Origin of the sequence: Halogranum rubrum (genome assembly GCF_900114455.1) — an archaeon.
Lineage (GTDB): Archaea > Halobacteriota > Halobacteria > Halobacteriales > Haloferacaceae > Halogranum > Halogranum rubrum.
Genome location: NZ_FOTC01000002.1, coordinates 435,646 through 450,301 on the forward strand (window position 1 = coordinate 435,646; position 14,656 = coordinate 450,301).

The 14,656-nt window shown below is 62.3% G+C and carries 17 protein-coding genes; 7 read left to right on the plus strand and 10 right to left on the minus strand.

Annotation, left to right across the window (positions count from 1 at the left end):
- Nucleotide 1: 1 nt before the first annotated feature.
- The 3 genes from BM083_RS10485 to BM083_RS10495 form a co-directional block, all read right to left on the minus strand.
- Nucleotides 2–391: a DUF7318 family protein gene (locus BM083_RS10485; protein WP_009366207.1), complete on the minus strand. Its 390-nt coding sequence runs from the start codon at nucleotides 389–391 to the stop codon at nucleotides 2–4.
- Nucleotides 392–979, minus strand: a complete 588-nt coding sequence (locus BM083_RS10490; RefSeq protein ID WP_089869219.1) for a plastocyanin/azurin family copper-binding protein — start codon at nucleotides 977–979, stop codon at nucleotides 392–394.
- A gap of 63 nt (nucleotides 980–1,042) precedes the next feature.
- Complete coding sequence (locus BM083_RS10495; RefSeq protein ID WP_089869221.1) at nucleotides 1,043–1,891, minus strand: DUF7319 domain-containing protein; 849 nt, start codon at nucleotides 1,889–1,891, stop codon at nucleotides 1,043–1,045.
- 93 nt (nucleotides 1,892–1,984) lie between these two features.
- On the opposite strand from BM083_RS10495, the gene BM083_RS10500 reads away from it, so the two are divergent.
- On the plus strand, nucleotides 1,985–2,464 hold the full coding sequence (locus BM083_RS10500) for a DUF7321 family protein (RefSeq protein ID WP_089869223.1): 480 nt from the start codon (nucleotides 1,985–1,987) through the stop codon (nucleotides 2,462–2,464).
- Between the two features lie 31 nt (nucleotides 2,465–2,495).
- Here BM083_RS10500 and BM083_RS10505 read toward each other — a convergent pair whose 3' ends face one another.
- Complete coding sequence (locus BM083_RS10505; protein ID WP_089869226.1) at nucleotides 2,496–2,729, minus strand: hypothetical protein; 234 nt, start codon at nucleotides 2,727–2,729, stop codon at nucleotides 2,496–2,498.
- Nucleotides 2,730–2,802: 73 nt separating this feature from the next.
- Complete coding sequence (gene nth, locus BM083_RS10510; protein WP_089869228.1) at nucleotides 2,803–3,489, minus strand: endonuclease III; 687 nt, start codon at nucleotides 3,487–3,489, stop codon at nucleotides 2,803–2,805.
- Between the two features lie 91 nt (nucleotides 3,490–3,580).
- On the opposite strand from nth, the gene BM083_RS23965 reads away from it, so the two are divergent.
- Nucleotides 3,581–3,715, plus strand: a complete 135-nt coding sequence (locus BM083_RS23965; protein WP_281244176.1) for a hypothetical protein — start codon at nucleotides 3,581–3,583, stop codon at nucleotides 3,713–3,715.
- Between the two features lie 61 nt (nucleotides 3,716–3,776).
- Here the strand turns inward: BM083_RS23965 and pan1 are convergent, their stop codons facing one another.
- Complete coding sequence (gene pan1, locus BM083_RS10515) at nucleotides 3,777–4,994, minus strand: proteasome-activating nucleotidase Pan1 (RefSeq protein ID WP_049893556.1); 1,218 nt, start codon at nucleotides 4,992–4,994, stop codon at nucleotides 3,777–3,779.
- 139 nt (nucleotides 4,995–5,133) lie between these two features.
- Between pan1 and BM083_RS10520 the strand changes: the two genes are divergently transcribed.
- The 4 genes from BM083_RS10520 (at nucleotide 5,134) to rad50 (ending at nucleotide 9,840) form a co-directional block, all read left to right on the plus strand.
- Nucleotides 5,134–5,394 (plus strand): MarR family transcriptional regulator, encoded by a 261-nt coding sequence (locus tag BM083_RS10520; RefSeq protein WP_009366199.1) that lies wholly within the window; start codon nucleotides 5,134–5,136, stop codon nucleotides 5,392–5,394.
- Between the two features lie 65 nt (nucleotides 5,395–5,459).
- On the plus strand, nucleotides 5,460–5,825 hold the full coding sequence (locus tag BM083_RS10525; RefSeq protein ID WP_089869230.1) for a DUF7966 family protein: 366 nt from the start codon (nucleotides 5,460–5,462) through the stop codon (nucleotides 5,823–5,825).
- Nucleotides 5,822–7,147, plus strand: a complete 1,326-nt coding sequence (mre11, locus tag BM083_RS10530; protein ID WP_089869232.1) for a DNA double-strand break repair protein Mre11 — start codon at nucleotides 5,822–5,824, stop codon at nucleotides 7,145–7,147. Before BM083_RS10525 ends, mre11 begins: the two co-directional genes overlap by 4 nt.
- A complete protein-coding gene (gene rad50 / locus BM083_RS10535; RefSeq protein ID WP_089869234.1) occupies nucleotides 7,144–9,840 on the plus strand; it encodes a DNA double-strand break repair ATPase Rad50 in 2,697 nt (898 codons plus the stop codon). The genes mre11 and rad50 overlap by 4 nt, the downstream gene beginning before the upstream one ends.
- Before the next feature lie 8 nt (nucleotides 9,841–9,848).
- Here rad50 and BM083_RS10540 read toward each other — a convergent pair whose 3' ends face one another.
- The 4 genes from BM083_RS10540 to BM083_RS10555 form a co-directional block, all read right to left on the minus strand.
- Complete coding sequence (locus BM083_RS10540; RefSeq protein WP_089869236.1) at nucleotides 9,849–10,271, minus strand: DUF7346 family protein; 423 nt, start codon at nucleotides 10,269–10,271, stop codon at nucleotides 9,849–9,851.
- A gap of 25 nt (nucleotides 10,272–10,296) precedes the next feature.
- The gene (locus tag BM083_RS10545; protein ID WP_245756878.1) at nucleotides 10,297–10,776 is read right to left on the minus strand and encodes a DUF7322 domain-containing protein; all 480 of its coding nucleotides are present in this window, start codon (nucleotides 10,774–10,776) and stop codon (nucleotides 10,297–10,299) included.
- A 155-nt stretch (nucleotides 10,777–10,931) separates the two neighbouring features.
- Nucleotides 10,932–11,117: a DUF7331 family protein gene (locus tag BM083_RS10550; RefSeq protein WP_009366192.1), complete on the minus strand. Its 186-nt coding sequence runs from the start codon at nucleotides 11,115–11,117 to the stop codon at nucleotides 10,932–10,934.
- 60 nt (nucleotides 11,118–11,177) lie between these two features.
- Nucleotides 11,178–11,852: a helix-turn-helix domain-containing protein gene (locus BM083_RS10555; protein ID WP_009366191.1), complete on the minus strand. Its 675-nt coding sequence runs from the start codon at nucleotides 11,850–11,852 to the stop codon at nucleotides 11,178–11,180.
- A gap of 111 nt (nucleotides 11,853–11,963) precedes the next feature.
- On the opposite strand from BM083_RS10555, the gene BM083_RS10560 reads away from it, so the two are divergent.
- The gene (locus tag BM083_RS10560; protein ID WP_089869241.1) at nucleotides 11,964–14,648 is read left to right on the plus strand and encodes a DNA-directed DNA polymerase; all 2,685 of its coding nucleotides are present in this window, start codon (nucleotides 11,964–11,966) and stop codon (nucleotides 14,646–14,648) included.
- The last annotated feature ends 8 nt before the right edge of the window (nucleotides 14,649–14,656 follow it).

The following is a 14,656-nucleotide window of genomic DNA, read 5'->3' on the forward strand; positions in this document are numbered from 1 at the left end:
ATTACCTCTTGTAGTAGGGGTAGACCGCGCGCTTGACGGTGTCCCACGCGTCGGAGCCACCGAGTTGCACGCCGTCGACGTCCTCACTCTTGACGTAGAGGTCCTCCCACTTGCGCCGACGTTTCTTCACGATCATCACGTCGGGGAGGAACTCCTTGCGGTACAGTGCGAGGATGAACGCCAGGTCGATGAAGATCACCGCGAGGATGGCGCCGAGGAACATGTTCCCGGTGTCGGTCAGCGCCCATCCAGTGACGAGACCGTACGTGAACAGGAACACGAAGACGACTTCGATAATCGTCAGGAGGACGATGGCGATGGCCGCCGCCGTACTCTCGCGTGCCGGTTCGTATCGGTGAATGTCCCCGTAGGTGCTGCCTGTGGAACTCATCTATTCGCCTCCTCCGGTGTTGCCGGTGTTGGCCGATTCGCCGTACTTGAGGATGTAGAAGGTGTACACGATGGTGACGATGATTCCGAGAATCGTCGAAGCGCCGACCCAGTGAGCCTGAATCGGGACGCCGAGTTCGTGCAGTTCCTTCTCGCCGCCACCTCCGCTGCCGGGGTTCTCGGTCACCGTGATGGTGCCGACCATCCCTGCAGTCGCGTGAGGCGAACAGACGTACTCGTAGTCACCCAACGTACTGAACGTGTGTGTGTAGGTGTAGCCAGTGTCGAAGAGTTCGGACTCGGGGCCCGTCCCCTCCCACGAGGCTCCTTCCGGAACCGACTCCGGAACGACGTTGTGGCCGTCGGACTCCCAGACGAACTCGACCGTCGTTCCGGGAGCTATTGCCAGCTCCGCCGGTTCGAACACGAGCGAGTTACCCGGGCCGACCGCAACGGTCTGTGTGCCGCCACCGCCGCCGCCGCCGCTACTTTCGTTTCCTCCGCCTTCCTGTGCAGCGGCGGACTGAGCCGTAGCGGCCACGGCTGCGGCAGAACCACCTGCCGCTCTCAGAAATTCCCGCCTATTCATACGGTTCGTTCTCAGGATGGAGTGCGCTTAAACCCACCGACTACGTGCCGTCCGGGACCCGGTTCAGGACCCTTCTACGTCCGGTTCTCGGTCGTCTCGCGGGGTCGGTTCTGTCTCGTCGTCGAGCGGGAGAAAATCCGGTCTGTCACCTTCTTCCAACCGAACTGCGCGCAACCGGTTTCGGTACTCCTCTGCGCGGAACCGGTCCGACAAGCGGGCGTTCGCGACTGTCGCGAACAGGAACACGCCGACGAGAAGGAACACGCCGCCGACGACGGGTGCGACGAGAGTGGTGGTGAGTTGAAAGAGCCACGCACCGATCAATCCGAGTCCCCCGAGGATCTGCATCCCTGCGACGGCCTGCAGCATGTTGTTCCCCAACTGGCCCGTCCCTTCGGGAACTTCGTCTGGGTGCGGTAACGAGGCGTTCTCCGGTGGCTCTTGGACCTCGTAGTCCTCCATCGAACAGAGCGCCACCGTCGGTTTCACGTCGCGGAGGACGGTCCCTTGCCCTTCGACGCTTCCGTCCGGGTAGACGACGGCGTACCCCTCGTCGGAGTATGCGACGACGACGTTCTCCCCGTCGCGGGTGTGTCGCTCGACGACGGCGAAGACGTCGCGGCGGGCGATTTGGTTCTGCAAATCTTTCTCGACCCGGTCGAGTAACTCCTCGCCGACGACCCACGAGTCGGCGTCGAAGACGGCCTCCCACTCGTCGAGAGACATCTTCGCCATATCTTCGGGGCCGAAGTTGTCGAAGTCGTACTTCGCTTCGACCTGCTCGCGGAGCGCCGCCAAATCGGCATCTGCTCCAGCAGCATCTGCCAAGTCGGCATCTTCGCTCGCACCGGTCGGCGACGAGGACTCGTCGTCGTCGTCCGTCCCGGTCGGTGCGGATGACGGGTCTGCCATTGGCTCACCTTGGTAGCGACGACAGTAAACGCTTTCCGACTGGATGCGACCGGAGTCGGGCCCTTTACCCCGGCCCCCACCTTAGAGCGACTGATGGTAAGCGACACGGCCATCGCGACGGTGGCGGCGCTGATGGTGACGGCGAGTTTCCCCTTCTACCTGTACGGGGCGTGGGTCATGATCGACGCCGAGACGGTGACGTGGGACGTACTCGTCTACCACCTGAAGTTCATCGTCGTCGGCCTCACGCTCAACACGGTTCCCGTCGTGACGTGGATGGGTCCGCGACTGTTCGAACAGTTCGGTGGTCTGTCGGCACTCCACGCGGTTCTCGGGCTTCAAGCCTATGCGATGCTCATCTTCGCGCTCACGGGCATCGTCCGTATCTTTCAGGCCAAACGCGCGGCGAACCTCTATCACGACCCCGACCAGAACGTCGACTTGAACGACCTCCACGAGAACATGGGCGCGTGGCGCGGCCGTCTCCGTATCGGCGTCTTCGGCTACGTGCTGTTCTGGATCGGTGCGTACCTGCTCGGCATCTATCGCTACCTCGGCGGGTACATCCTCTGAAAAGACGCTGGCTGTCGACTGCGATTACCGATTAACTCTGGAACGGTTCGCCGTCGCGGTGGTTGTCCGGGTTCTCCTGCTCTTCTGCCTCCCACTCGCGTTCTTCGGAGTCTTCCTCTATCTCCTCTTCTTTCCGCTCCGCTTCGGCCTCTTCGACGGCCTCCTCACGCTCTTCTTCCGCCTGCTCTGTCTCCTCAGCCTCGTCGCCCTGAACGTCGAGGTCGGTATCCTCTTCGAGGTCGATGCCGTGTTCGTCTTTGGTCATATCTCCCTGTTCGTCGTTCAAGCAAAAAGTGATTCTGGCCGTTCGTCTCTGGTTCGTGAGACGACCGATAGCGTCACTCCCACGACTCGCCGCTAGCGAGGTCGACGTCGTGGTCTTCTTTCGAGGACGGACAGAGGTCTTCGAGGACGCAGTCGGAACACTCGGGGTTGATGGCGGTACAGGTCGCCCGCCCGTGGCTGATGAAGAGGTGGGTGAACTCCTGCCAGTCGTCTTCGGGGACGACGGTCATGAGGTCCTGTTCGATGTTCTCGGGGTACTCCTCCTCGGTGATACCGAGACGGCGGGAGATGCGCTGGACGTGCGTGTCGACGACGATGCCCTCGACGACGTCGTGGGCGTGCTGCAAGACGACGTTCGCCGTCTTCCGGCCGACGCCCGTCAGGTCGGTCAGTTCTTTCATCGTATCCGGCACCTCGCCGTCGTGTTCGTCGATGATGGTCTGACACGCCGATTGAATCCACTTCGACTTGTTGTTGTAGTAGGTAATCGAAGAGATGTCTTCGGCGAGTTCCTCTCGTGGGACACTCACGAAGTCCTCGGCACCGTGGTACTTCTCGAAGAGGTCCGCGGTCACCTTGTTCACTCGCTCGTCGGTACACTGCGCGGAGAGCATCACCGCGACGAGCAGTTCGAGTCGCGTCGAGAAGTTCAGCGAGATGGTGGTGTCTGGGTAGGCGTCGTAGAGTCTGTCGAGCACTTCGACGACCTGTTCGTCGCGCGAGTCGAGCGGAGTTCCCATATCGAGAGGTTAGAACGAGGGTGTGTTGAGTGGTTCGAAGTCGCCGCTTACGGTGAAAACAGTTAACGCGCCTCCGGTGAACCCATCGAGTATGAGCCTTCGCGAAACTATCGACCACGACTCGTGGCGCACCGTCGCCGGTACCGGTCTCGGCTACGGCATCGTTCTCCTCGTCCTGTTCGTCGCGCTGTTCGCCCTCCCCTTTCTCGTGTTCTCTCTCCTCTGAGAGACCGCGCGACCGCTAAGCGAATCGTGAGAACGGAGAGAATCGAGAGTAGTCAGACCGACTACGCGAACGCGCGAGAGGTGTCCGGGTCCTCGTCGGACTCGGCTTGAATCTTGTCCCACGCGTTGACGAAGTCCTGCATGTAGATCTCCGTCCGGTCGTCGCGGATGGCGAACATCCCGGCTTCCGTACAGATCGCTTTGATCTCCGCACCGGAGGCTTCGTCGGCGAGTGCTGCCAGTTCCGCGAAGTCGACGTCGTCGTCGACGTTCATGTTGCGTGTGTGGATCTGGAAGATGATCTCTCGACCTTCCTCGTTCGGCTTGGGCACTTCGATGAGACGGTCGAACCGACCCGGCCGAAGGATGGCGGGGTCGAGCATGTCGAAGCGGTTCGTCGCTGCGATGATACGAATCTCACCGCGCTCGTCGAAGCCGTCCATCTCGGCGAGTAGTTGCATCATCGTCCGCTGGACCTCGGCGTCGCCGGAGGTCTTCGAGTCCGTCCGTTTCGACGCGATGGCGTCGATTTCGTCGATGAAGAGCACTGCTGGCTCGTTCTCGCGAGCGACCTCGAAGAGGTCACGAACGAGTTTCGCTCCCTCACCGATGAACTTGTGGACCAGTTCCGATCCGGCCATCTTGATGAAGGTGGCGTCGGTCTGGTTGGCGACGGCCTTCGCGAGCATCGTCTTCCCGGTGCCCGGTGGTCCGTAGAGAAGCACGCCAGACGGCGGGTCGATACCGACTTCGGCGAACATCTCCGGACGGTCGAGCGGCATCTCGACGGTCTCGCGGATCTCCTGCATCTGCTCTTCCAGCCCACCGATATCCTCGTAGGTGACGTTCGGGCTGTGGTCTACCTGCATCACGCGAGCGCGGACGTCGGTCTCGTTGTCGAGCTTCTTGACGATAGAGAGAGAGTTGTTGACGGCCACTCGGGAGTCAGGTTCGAGTTGCTCTCGCATCTCGTCTGTGACCTCCGTAAGTGCCTCTTGGTTGTTCCCGTGCTGTTTGATGATGACCCCCTGGTCGGATATCTCTTGGACAGTCGCGACGAACAACGGAGACTGCTTGAGCTTCTTGTTCTCGTGCGTAAGTCGCTCAAGCTTCTGTTGGTACTTGTTGTTCTCCGCATTAGCGTCGAGGAGTTTGTCCCGCATCTCCTCGTTCTGTGATTCCAAGATCTCCAGTCGCTCCTGGAGGCCCTCGATCTTCTCCTGCTGCGACGCCGACTCTTCGTCGTATGGCATATCGACGTCGTCCACAGTATCGCTCATCGGGTCAACTAAGGCGCTCCCGAATAAGAGGCTTCGGGTCGGGGATTGCTTCGCCGGCCACGGCCGTTAGGTGATTCCTGAGAGTAATAGAATGCGATAGAAATTATTATTACGCTGTATGCACCAGGAGAGTGTAAGAATGAGTCGTTCAGAGGCAGTTGCTGCAGACGACGTGTCGGACCGCTGGGACCCGGTGCGTGACCTCCCCCCGAGCGCGAAACTGGTCGCCAAAGTGCTCGACTACAACGAGACGCTGACGCAGAGTCAACTGAGCGAGGAGACGCTGCTCCCTGCTCGGACGGTTCGATACGCACTCACCCGACTGGAGGAAGAGGGTGTCGTCGAGTCGCGGTTCTCCTTCTCCGACGCGCGCAAGCGCCTCTACACACTGTCGCTCTAACGCCGACGCGCGACGCTGATTACGCGAATCGTTATACGCGAAGCCGCAGCCACCTCTCTCTACGGATGGGCGACCCGACTACTGTCAAGCGAGCACTCCGAGCGCTCGCGTACGAGACACATCAGAGACCAGCGGCGGCAACCCACCGGCGGTATATCGAATATGCGACGGACTCGCTGAGGTTCGTCGGCGACGCAGCAGAGTTCTGTGAGAAAGTGGGTGTCGACCGACTCTGCGAAGCCGTCCGGACGGCCGACGACAGAGGCGAAGAGCGACTCGCTCGTCGCGGTCAACAGGCGCTCGACACGCTACGGCGGTACCGGCGAGCGGCCGACGGTAACGAGGACGACGAGGACGACACGCACGACGACCACATTCACTCCGCTCGCGGAACGCCTTTAATGAGGGCTGGCCAAAGAGGTGACAGATGACACGGGTGATACACACCGGCGACACCCACATCGGGTATCAGCAGTACCACTCGCCGGAACGCCGCCACGACTTCCTCGCTGCGTTCGAACAGGTCGTCGACGACGCCATCGCGGCCGACGTCGACGCCGTCGTTCACGCGGGCGACCTCTTTCACGACCGACGCCCCGACCTGCAGGACCTCCTCGGGACGCTCTCTGCGCTCCGGACACTCTCCGACGCCGAGATTCCCTTCCTCGCCGTCGTCGGCAACCACGAGTCGACCCGTGGTGGGCAGTGGCTCGACCTCTTCGAGAACCTCGGACTCGCCGTTCGACTCGGCTCCGAGCCACACGTCCTCGGTAACACGGCGTTCTACGGTCTCGACCACGTCCCAGAGTCGCGTCGAGACGAGTTGGAGTACCAGTTCACGCCGCACGACGCCGACTTCGCGGCGCTCGTCAGCCACGGCCTCTTCACCCCGTTCGCACACGCGAACTGGGATACGGAAACCGTCCTGACCGAGTCGAACGTCGACTTCGACGCCGTCCTCCTCGGCGACAACCACAAAGCCGACGAGGCGCAGGTCGACGGCACGTGGGTCACGTACTGCGGGTCCACCGAGCGCGCGAGCGCGAGCGAAGAACCCGGACGCGGCTACAACGTCGTCGAGTTCGGTCCCGACGTCGACATCCGCCGAAAAGCGCTCGAGACGCGTCCCTTCGCCTTCGTCGACGTCGACCTCGCCGAGGGAGAAGGTATCGAACGCGTGCGCGAGCAGGTCCGGCAACACGACCTCTCGGAGGCCGTCGCCATCGTCGACATCACCGGCGAGGGCGACCCGGTGACGCCCGCGAGCATCGAAGAGTTCGCCGCAGACCGCGGCGCACTCATCGCTCGCGTGAAAGACCGACGAGAGATAGAGGGAACAGAGACCGACCTCTCGGTGAGTTTCGCCGACCCGGACGACGCCGTCCGCGAACGTATCTCCGACCTCGGCCTGTCGAAGGCCGCACTCGACATCGACGAGACGGTTCGCGCGAGCAAGACACCCGACAGCAAGGTCCGAGAGGAGGTGAAAGCCCGCGTCGAATCGCTCGTCGAAGACGAGAGTGCGTTTGCGCGCGCACCGGGGGCCGACGACGAACCCGGAGACCCTGCGGAAGCCGAGGAAGCCGAAGGGACCGACGCCAAACCTGAACCAGACTCCGACGCTGTCGGCACTGTCGACGACAGCGACACGTCCAACGACAGCGACGATAGCGACCCCGACGAAGAGACAGTGCGCGAGGAAGCCGAGACACCACCGAGTGACGGCCAAATCTCCATGGAGGACTACCTGTGAGATTCGACCGCCTCCGACTGGAGAACTTCAAACCGTACGCCGACGCCGACCTCGGCCTCGACGACGGCGTCACAGTCATCCACGGGTTGAACGGCAGCGGGAAGTCGTCGCTCCTAGACGCCTGTTTCTTCGCACTCTACGGCTCGAAAGCACTCGACGGGACGCTCGACGACGTCATCACGAACGGCGAAGAGGACGCCGAAATCGAGCTGTGGTTCACGCACGACGGCGAGTCCTACCACATCGAGCGTCGACTCCGCCGGTCGGGTGAGCGAACGCTGACGGCGAAGTGCGTGCTCGAAGGCCCCGACACGACCGTCGACGGGTCGCGCGACGTCCGTCGGTTCGTCACCGAACTCCTGCGGATGGACGCCGAGGCGTTCGTCAACTGCGCGTACGTCCGGCAGGGCGAGGTGAACAAACTCATCAACGCGACACCCCGCCAGCGACAGGACATGATAGACGACCTCCTCCAGCTAGGAAAGCTAGAGGAGTATCGCGAGCGCGCCGGACAGGCGCGACTCGGCGTCGACGACATCCTCGCCAACAAACGCGGCGCGCTCGACGAACTGGACACCCAGATTCAGGAGCGAGAGGAACAGGACCTCCACGGACGACTCAACGAGTTGGAGAGCAAACTGAAGAGCATCGACGACGACCTCGAGCGTCACCGCGAGAACAGAGAACGAGCAGAGTCGAGCAGAGACGAGGCGCAGGCGACGCTCGAAAGCTACGAGGAGAAGCGTGAACGACTCGACGAGTTGGCCGACGAAATCGAGGAGTTGGAGTCGAAAATCGCCGAGACCGAGCGCGAGCGAGACGACCTCCGCGACGAGATTCGTGAGACACAAGCGCAAAAGACGGAACTCGAATCGACGACCGCAGACGTGCTCGCCGAGACGACGCTGGAGACCGCAAGCGAGTCAGCCATCGAGTCACGTCTCGACACCCTCGACGAGCAGGAGACGGAGCAGTCGGAGACACTCAACGAGGCCCGAATGCACGCACAGGCGCTCGACAACCAGTCTGGCAACCTCAGTGAGAAGGCCGACGACCGCCGGTCGCGAGCGGACGACAAACGCGCCCGAGCAGACCGACTCGACACGGAAGTCGAGACGGCGACCGAGGAACTCGACAGTCGGCGGGAGACGCTCGACGAGATGGCCGACGAGATTGCCAAACTGAAGACCGCATTCGACACGGCGGAGGCGGACATCGAACTCGGCGAGGCGTCGACACACCTCGCTGACTTGCGTGAGGAGCGCGAATCACTCCGTGACGAAATCGAGAACGTGCGGACAGAGTTGAAGACCGTCCGAAACAGCGTCACAGAGGCCGAGCGACTGCTCGACGAGGGCAAGTGCCCCGAGTGTGGCCAACCTGTCGAGGACTCGCCGCACGTCGACACGCTCGACGAGGACCGCGCCCGCGTGTCCGAACTGGAGACAGAACTCGACGAGTTGCAGGCCGACCGCGAGTCGCTGGACGCCGCCATCGACCGGGCGAAGGACCTCGTCGAGACGGAGGCAGAGATCGAGTCGCTGCGGTCGAACCGCGAGAACGTCGAGCAACTCGTCGAACAGAAGGCCGAGACGGTCGACGAGAAGCGCACAGAGGCCGAGACGCTCCGTGAGGAGGCCGACGAACTCGCGACGCAGGCAGAGAACACCCGCGAAGTCGCCGAGGGGAAGGCGGAGGAAGCAGCCGAGGCACGCGAGACGGTCGAAGAGATAGAGACCGAACTCGACGCCATCGACGCGAAACAGGCGCAACTGGAACGTCTCGCCGACCTCCGCGAGCGAATCGAGGAGGCCGAGGAGCGAGCTGAACGCCTGCGGGAGAAACGAACGGACCTCGACGAACGGAACGACGAGCGCCGCGAATATCTCGCGGGGAAACGCGACCAGCGAGACGACTTACGTGGCGAGGTCGACGAGGAACAGGTCGAACAGGCGCGCTCGCAGAAACAGAACGCAGTCGACTATCTCGAGAAGGTCGAAGCCGAACTCGACCGTCTCGCCGAGCGGCGAGACGAACTCCAGAACGCCATCGGTAGCGTGAACAACGCCATCGAGCAGTTAGAGACCCTCCGCGAGCAGCGCGAGTCGGTGGCAACACGCGTCGCCGCCCTCGAATCGCTCCACGAGGAGACCGAGGAGTTAGAGGGGTTGTACGGTGACTTGCGGGCCGACCTCAGACAGCGGAACGTCGAGAGCCTCGAACGGATGCTCAACGAGACGTTCGACCTCGTCTACGGCAACGACGCCTACTCGACGATTCGACTCGACGGCGAGTACGAACTCACTGTCTTCCAGAAGGACGGGCAGGCGCTCGACCCCGAACAGCTATCGGGTGGCGAGCGCGCGCTGTTCAACCTCAGTCTCCGGTGTGCCATCTACCGCTTGTTGGCAGAGGGTATCGAGGGGACGGCACCGCTGCCGCCGCTCATCCTCGACGAACCGACCGTGTTCCTCGATTCGGGGCACGTCTCGCGTCTCGTCGACCTCGTCGAGGAGATGCGGGCGCTCGGGGTCCGGCAGATAATCATCGTCAGTCACGACGACGAACTCGTCGGCGCGGCAGACGACTTAGTGACCGTCGAGAAGAACAGTACGACCAATCGGTCGACTGTCGGTCGAGCGGACGCTGCGTCGCTGGCGGCGGTCGAATCGCTCGCGGGTACCAACGACTGAGAACGGACTCAGGCTCTGAGTTCGTCGACGGCGTCTCTGGCGAGGTCGGTCGCGCCGTAGCCACGCTCGCCGAACACCGTGGTCTCTTCGACCAGTCCTGCGGCGCGGAACTCGGTGAGCAGGCCGTGAAGGTCGGACTCACAGAGGTCGTACGCACCGAGGAGGTCGACGACGGGGACGGGGCCACGGTCGGCGAGTTCGAACAGCAGTCCGAGTGCCCGCTCGTTCGGGACGGCGGTGAGCACGCGACGAACGGACGCCGGGACGCCTGCGGCCGCGGTGACGAGCGGCGATTCGCCCTCGACGAGGCTGAGTTCACTGTTGTCGACGTAGCGTTCTTCGCCAGTCTCCGGGTCGCGAACACGGCTGGACTCGCTCGACTGCTTGACGAGTACGAACCGATTACCGGCGTCGTCGCGGACGGTGCGCATACTCGTTCGGAGGGCTGTCGGAGAGTTAGGGGTTGTGTTCGGAGACACCGTCTCCATCGACTCCCTCACCGTCGTCTCCGCTCTCGTCGTTTCCGTTCTCGCCGTCGACGTCGGCCGTCGTTTCGTCTCCGTCGTCTCGCCGAGAGTCGGCCGAGGCACGCTTGAACTGCCGGTATAGGTGATACGTTCGGCCGAGTGCGAACGTCCCCACGGCGACGAGTCCGAGACCGACCAACCACTGGCCGCGGAAGTAGATGAGCATCGGCCCGAGGCTCAACGCGAAGACGGCGAAGTTGACGAGGATGACGCTCGCCCAGAACGGCTTGGAGATGGCGCTGTCGACACCGTCTGAGAGGTCCGGTTCGGGTGGCTCGGGGATGGTGATGTTCTCGACGAGTTCTCGCTCCGGGTCGCCCCACCGGGCTTCGGGGTCCTGTTCGGGGTCTCCCCACCGAGCCTCGGGGTCGAACTCGTCGGGTTCGTCGGGCCACGGGTCGGAAGGCACGGCTAACCGAAAGCGGCAGGCGAGCAAAAGAATTCGGCTTCGACACGACTAGCGGAGCGACCGCTCGCCGTCTACTGTTCTCGTCGAGATGGCGTCACTGGTGTCACTGGCGTCGATAGCGCCAGCGCGGTGATTGACGGGGGCGGCCGCCTCCGTCAGGCGACTTCTTTCAGGAGGACTGTCGCAGATGCTTGGAGCCACGCGAGTGGGTTCTCCGAGTCGTAGAAGACGACCCCGTTGTCGGTGTCGTACGTCTCGATTGTCTCGACCCCGTCAGTCTCTGCTTCGGGGGCCGAGGCACCCGGACTGTCCCACTGCTCGTCGTTAGCGTGGTCGGACATGTGTGGACTGTGGTATGACATACCATAGTATAGCTCTTGTGGATGCGGACAGCCTACGTCCTATCGCAAGACGTCGCGACCTTCGGTTCCGATGACGAGTGCGTTCTGGACGAGTCTTCCGTGGCCACGGCGGAGGCGCTCAGAGAGTGCCTGATGAGAGATATCGAGTTCTGCGGCGACTTCCTGGAGCGTCGCGCCACGAGGAACTTCGTAGTAGCCGTGCTCCGAGGCAGTGATGAGCGACTCCAGTTGGTCTGCGGTGAGTCCGAACTGACCGCGTCGTCGGTCGTCCAGTTCGTAGATACTCGTCACGTCGATAGAGAGGCCGGCGTCCTCACAGAAGTCGTAGGACCGAGAGAGCGAGTCGCGGTCGGGAAACAGGATTCGAAGGACCCACCGGTCCCGTTCACCGAACGCCGTCAACACCGTCGCGTGCTCCTCGTGGAGGAGGTGGACGACGAGGTCGATAGCCTGTGTCCAGTCCATTCGGTAGAGCCACTCGTCGCCGAGGTCGGTCAGAAGTTCGATGCCTTCGACGCTCGAATCCGAGCGAAGCGCGTCGTCGAGGGCGTCGTGACCGCTCTCCGGTGCGGTTATCCACACGAACGGGAGCAGTTTGTCACGGTCGTACGCGACAACACGCTCGACTTCGAACTCCGCGTCGGGGATAGCGTCGAACGTCGAAGAGAGTGCGAACTCGGCTGCAGGAACTTCTAGTTCTGCTATTGTACTCATCGCCTACGTGTGGGAACTTCGTCCACGGATATAGCCGCTGTGGCGGGTCTCTCGTTCTCTCGTCGTCGACACCGCGAGGGTTTTTATCCACGCACCCAAACCACCAGCAACATGAAACAGAGCGGACTCGTGGACTTCGCCGGAGGTGACGACGACCGACCCAGCGCGGAGGCTGCGGCCATCGCGGGCAACGGCGGCCAAGCCGTCAGCGACGTCGTCGACACCGCCGACGTGAAGTTCCCCGACGCCGACGGAACTATCGACCTCTCCGTCACACAGGTGGACTACACCATCGAAGGGTCTGGGAGCGACGAATACCCCGTCATCCATCTCTTCGGCCGGACCGCCGACGACGTCGCCGAACACGTTCGCGTCCTCGGCTTTCGACCGTACTTCTACGCACCGACCGACTCGCTGACCGACGAGAAACTCGACCGAGACACCATCACCGGAACCGAAGACGGGTTCGAGAGTATCCGTGGCGACGCGCTGACCAAGGTGTTCGGCCGAACCCCGCGCGACGTCGGACAGATGCGAGACGAGTTCGACCACTACGAGGCGGACATTCTCTTTCCCAACCGCTTTCTCATCGACAAAGACATCGGCAGCGGGGTCCGCGTCGCCGAACGCCGTCTCGACGACGGGACGATTCAAGTCCCGCACGACGAAGTCGAAGCGCACGACGTCGACGCCGACCTCCGCGTCAACACCTTCGACATCGAAGTCGACGACCGCAGCGGGTTCCCGGAAGAGGGTGAGGAACCGATTATCTGTCTCACCAGCCACGACTCCTACCGCGACGAGTACATCGCGTGGCACTTCGTCGCCCCCGACGGCGAGGGGAAGCGACCGGACTCGCTCCCCAACTACGACCCACTGGAAGAGGACACGGACGTGCAGGTCCGGACGTTCGACGCCGAGGACGCGATGCTCGACGCGTTCGTCGAGTACATCCGCGAGACCGACCCCGACGTCCTGACCGGGTGGAACTTCGAAGACTTCGACGCGCCGTACTTCCTCGACCGCCTCGACGTACTGAACCCGACGAGCGACTACGACCTCGACATCGAGCGACTCTCCCGCGTCGGCGAAGTGTGGCGGAGCAACTGGGGCGGTCCGGACATCAAAGGTCGCGTCGTCTTCGACCTGCTGTACGCATACAAGCGGACGCAGTTCACCGAGTTGGAGTCCTACCGCCTCGACGCCGTCGGCGAACTAGAACTCGACGTCGGAAAAGAACGCTACTCGGGCGACATCGGTGACTTGTGGGAACAGAACCCCGCGAAACTGCTGGAGTACAACGTTCGGGACGTGGAACTCTGCGTCGAAATCGACCGCAAACAGGAGGTCGTTCCCTTCTGGGACGAGGTGCGAACCTTCGTCGGGTGTCTGCTCGAAGACGCGCCGACGCCTGGCGACGCCGTCGACATCTACGTACTCCACAAGGTCCACGGGAAGTTCGCACTTCCCTCGAAGGGACAAGCCGAGTCCGAAGACTACGAAGGTGGGGCCGTCTTCGACCCCATCACGGGCGTCAAAGAGAACGTCACCGTCCTCGACTTGAAGTCGCTGTACCCGATGTGTATGGTGACGACGAACGCATCGCCAGAGACGAAGGTCGACCCCGACACGTACGACGGCGAGACGTTCCGTGCGCCCAACGGGACGCACTTCCGAAAGGAACCGGACGGCATCATCCGGTCGATGGTCGACGAACTACTCACCGAGCGTGAGGAGAAGAAGTCGCTCCGGAACGAACACGACCCGTCGAGTTCCGCGTACGAACAGTTCGACCGTCAGCAGGCGGCAGTGAAGGTCATCATGAACTCGTTGTACGGCGTGCTGGGGTGGGACCGTTTCCGTCTCTACGACAAGGAGATGGGTGCGGCAGTGACGGCCACCGGTCGAGAGGTCATCAACTTCACCGAGAAAGCGGCCAAAGAGATCGGCTACGAGGTGGCGTACGGGGACACCGACTCCATCATGCTGGCGCTCGGTTCGGACGTCTCTAAAGAAGAGGCCATCGAGCAGTCCTTCGAGATAGAGGAGCACATCAACGCCGCGTACGACCAGTTCGCGCGCGACGAACTCGGGGCCGACGAACACCGCTTCCAGATCGAGTTCGAGAAACTCTACCGGCGGTTCTTCCAAGCGGGCAAGAAGAAACGCTACGCCGGACACATCGTCTGGAAAGAGGGCAAAGACGTCGACGACATCGACATCACCGGCTTCGAGTACAAACGCTCGGACATCGCGCCCATCACGAAAGAGGTGCAGAAGGACGTCTTGGAGATGATCGTCTACGGAGAGGACGTTGACGTCGTGAAAGACTACGTCCACGACGTCATCACGGACTTCCTCGAAGGCAACATGGAGTACGACCGAATCGGCATCCCCGGCGGCATCGGAAAGCGACTGGAGAACTACGACACCGACACGGCACAGGTACGTGGCGCGAAGTACGCGAACCTCATGCTCGGGACGAACTTCCAGCGAGGGTCGAAACCGAAGCGACTCTACTTGAAGAAGGTCCACCCTTCGTTCTTCCGTCGGATGGAGGACGAAGAAGGGTTCGACCCACAGCGAGACTATCAGTACGCCGAGTTCAAGCGAAACCCGGACGTCATCTGCTTCGAGTACGCAGACCAGGTGCCGGAGGAGTTCGACGTCGACTGGGACAAGATGCTCGACAAGACGCTGAAAGGGCCTATCGAGCGGGTCATCGAGGCACTCGGGATGTCGTGGGACGAAGTGAAGTCAGGGCAGGAACAGACCGGTCTCGGGAGCTTCATGTGAGCCGGGCC

What these genes read in the sequence shown, in the direction of transcription:
- BM083_RS10555 (WP_009366191.1), bottom strand. Translation starts at nt 11,852, where the DNA reads ATGAGTACAATAGCAGAACTAGAAGTTCCTGCAGCCGAGTTCGCACTC.
- BM083_RS10485 (WP_009366207.1), bottom strand. Translation starts at nt 391, where the DNA reads ATGAGTTCCACAGGCAGCACCTACGGGGACATTCACCGATACGAACCG.
- BM083_RS10540 (WP_089869236.1), bottom strand. Translation starts at nt 10,271, where the DNA reads ATGCGCACCGTCCGCGACGACGCCGGTAATCGGTTCGTACTCGTCAAG.
- BM083_RS10500 (WP_089869223.1), top strand. Translation starts at nt 1,985, where the DNA reads ATGGTAAGCGACACGGCCATCGCGACGGTGGCGGCGCTGATGGTGACG.
- BM083_RS10525 (WP_089869230.1), top strand. Translation starts at nt 5,460, where the DNA reads ATGGGCGACCCGACTACTGTCAAGCGAGCACTCCGAGCGCTCGCGTAC.
- nth (WP_089869228.1), bottom strand. Translation starts at nt 3,489, where the DNA reads ATGGGAACTCCGCTCGACTCGCGCGACGAACAGGTCGTCGAAGTGCTC.
- pan1 (WP_049893556.1), bottom strand. Translation starts at nt 4,994, where the DNA reads ATGAGCGATACTGTGGACGACGTCGATATGCCATACGACGAAGAGTCG.
- BM083_RS10560 (WP_089869241.1), top strand. Translation starts at nt 11,964, where the DNA reads ATGAAACAGAGCGGACTCGTGGACTTCGCCGGAGGTGACGACGACCGA.
- BM083_RS23965 (WP_281244176.1), top strand. Translation starts at nt 3,581, where the DNA reads ATGAGCCTTCGCGAAACTATCGACCACGACTCGTGGCGCACCGTCGCC.
- BM083_RS10490 (WP_089869219.1), bottom strand. Translation starts at nt 979, where the DNA reads ATGAATAGGCGGGAATTTCTGAGAGCGGCAGGTGGTTCTGCCGCAGCC.
- mre11 (WP_089869232.1), top strand. Translation starts at nt 5,822, where the DNA reads ATGACACGGGTGATACACACCGGCGACACCCACATCGGGTATCAGCAG.
- BM083_RS10495 (WP_089869221.1), bottom strand. Translation starts at nt 1,891, where the DNA reads ATGGCAGACCCGTCATCCGCACCGACCGGGACGGACGACGACGACGAG.
- BM083_RS10550 (WP_009366192.1), bottom strand. Translation starts at nt 11,117, where the DNA reads ATGTCCGACCACGCTAACGACGAGCAGTGGGACAGTCCGGGTGCCTCG.
- BM083_RS10520 (WP_009366199.1), top strand. Translation starts at nt 5,134, where the DNA reads ATGAGTCGTTCAGAGGCAGTTGCTGCAGACGACGTGTCGGACCGCTGG.
- BM083_RS10505 (WP_089869226.1), bottom strand. Translation starts at nt 2,729, where the DNA reads ATGACCAAAGACGAACACGGCATCGACCTCGAAGAGGATACCGACCTC.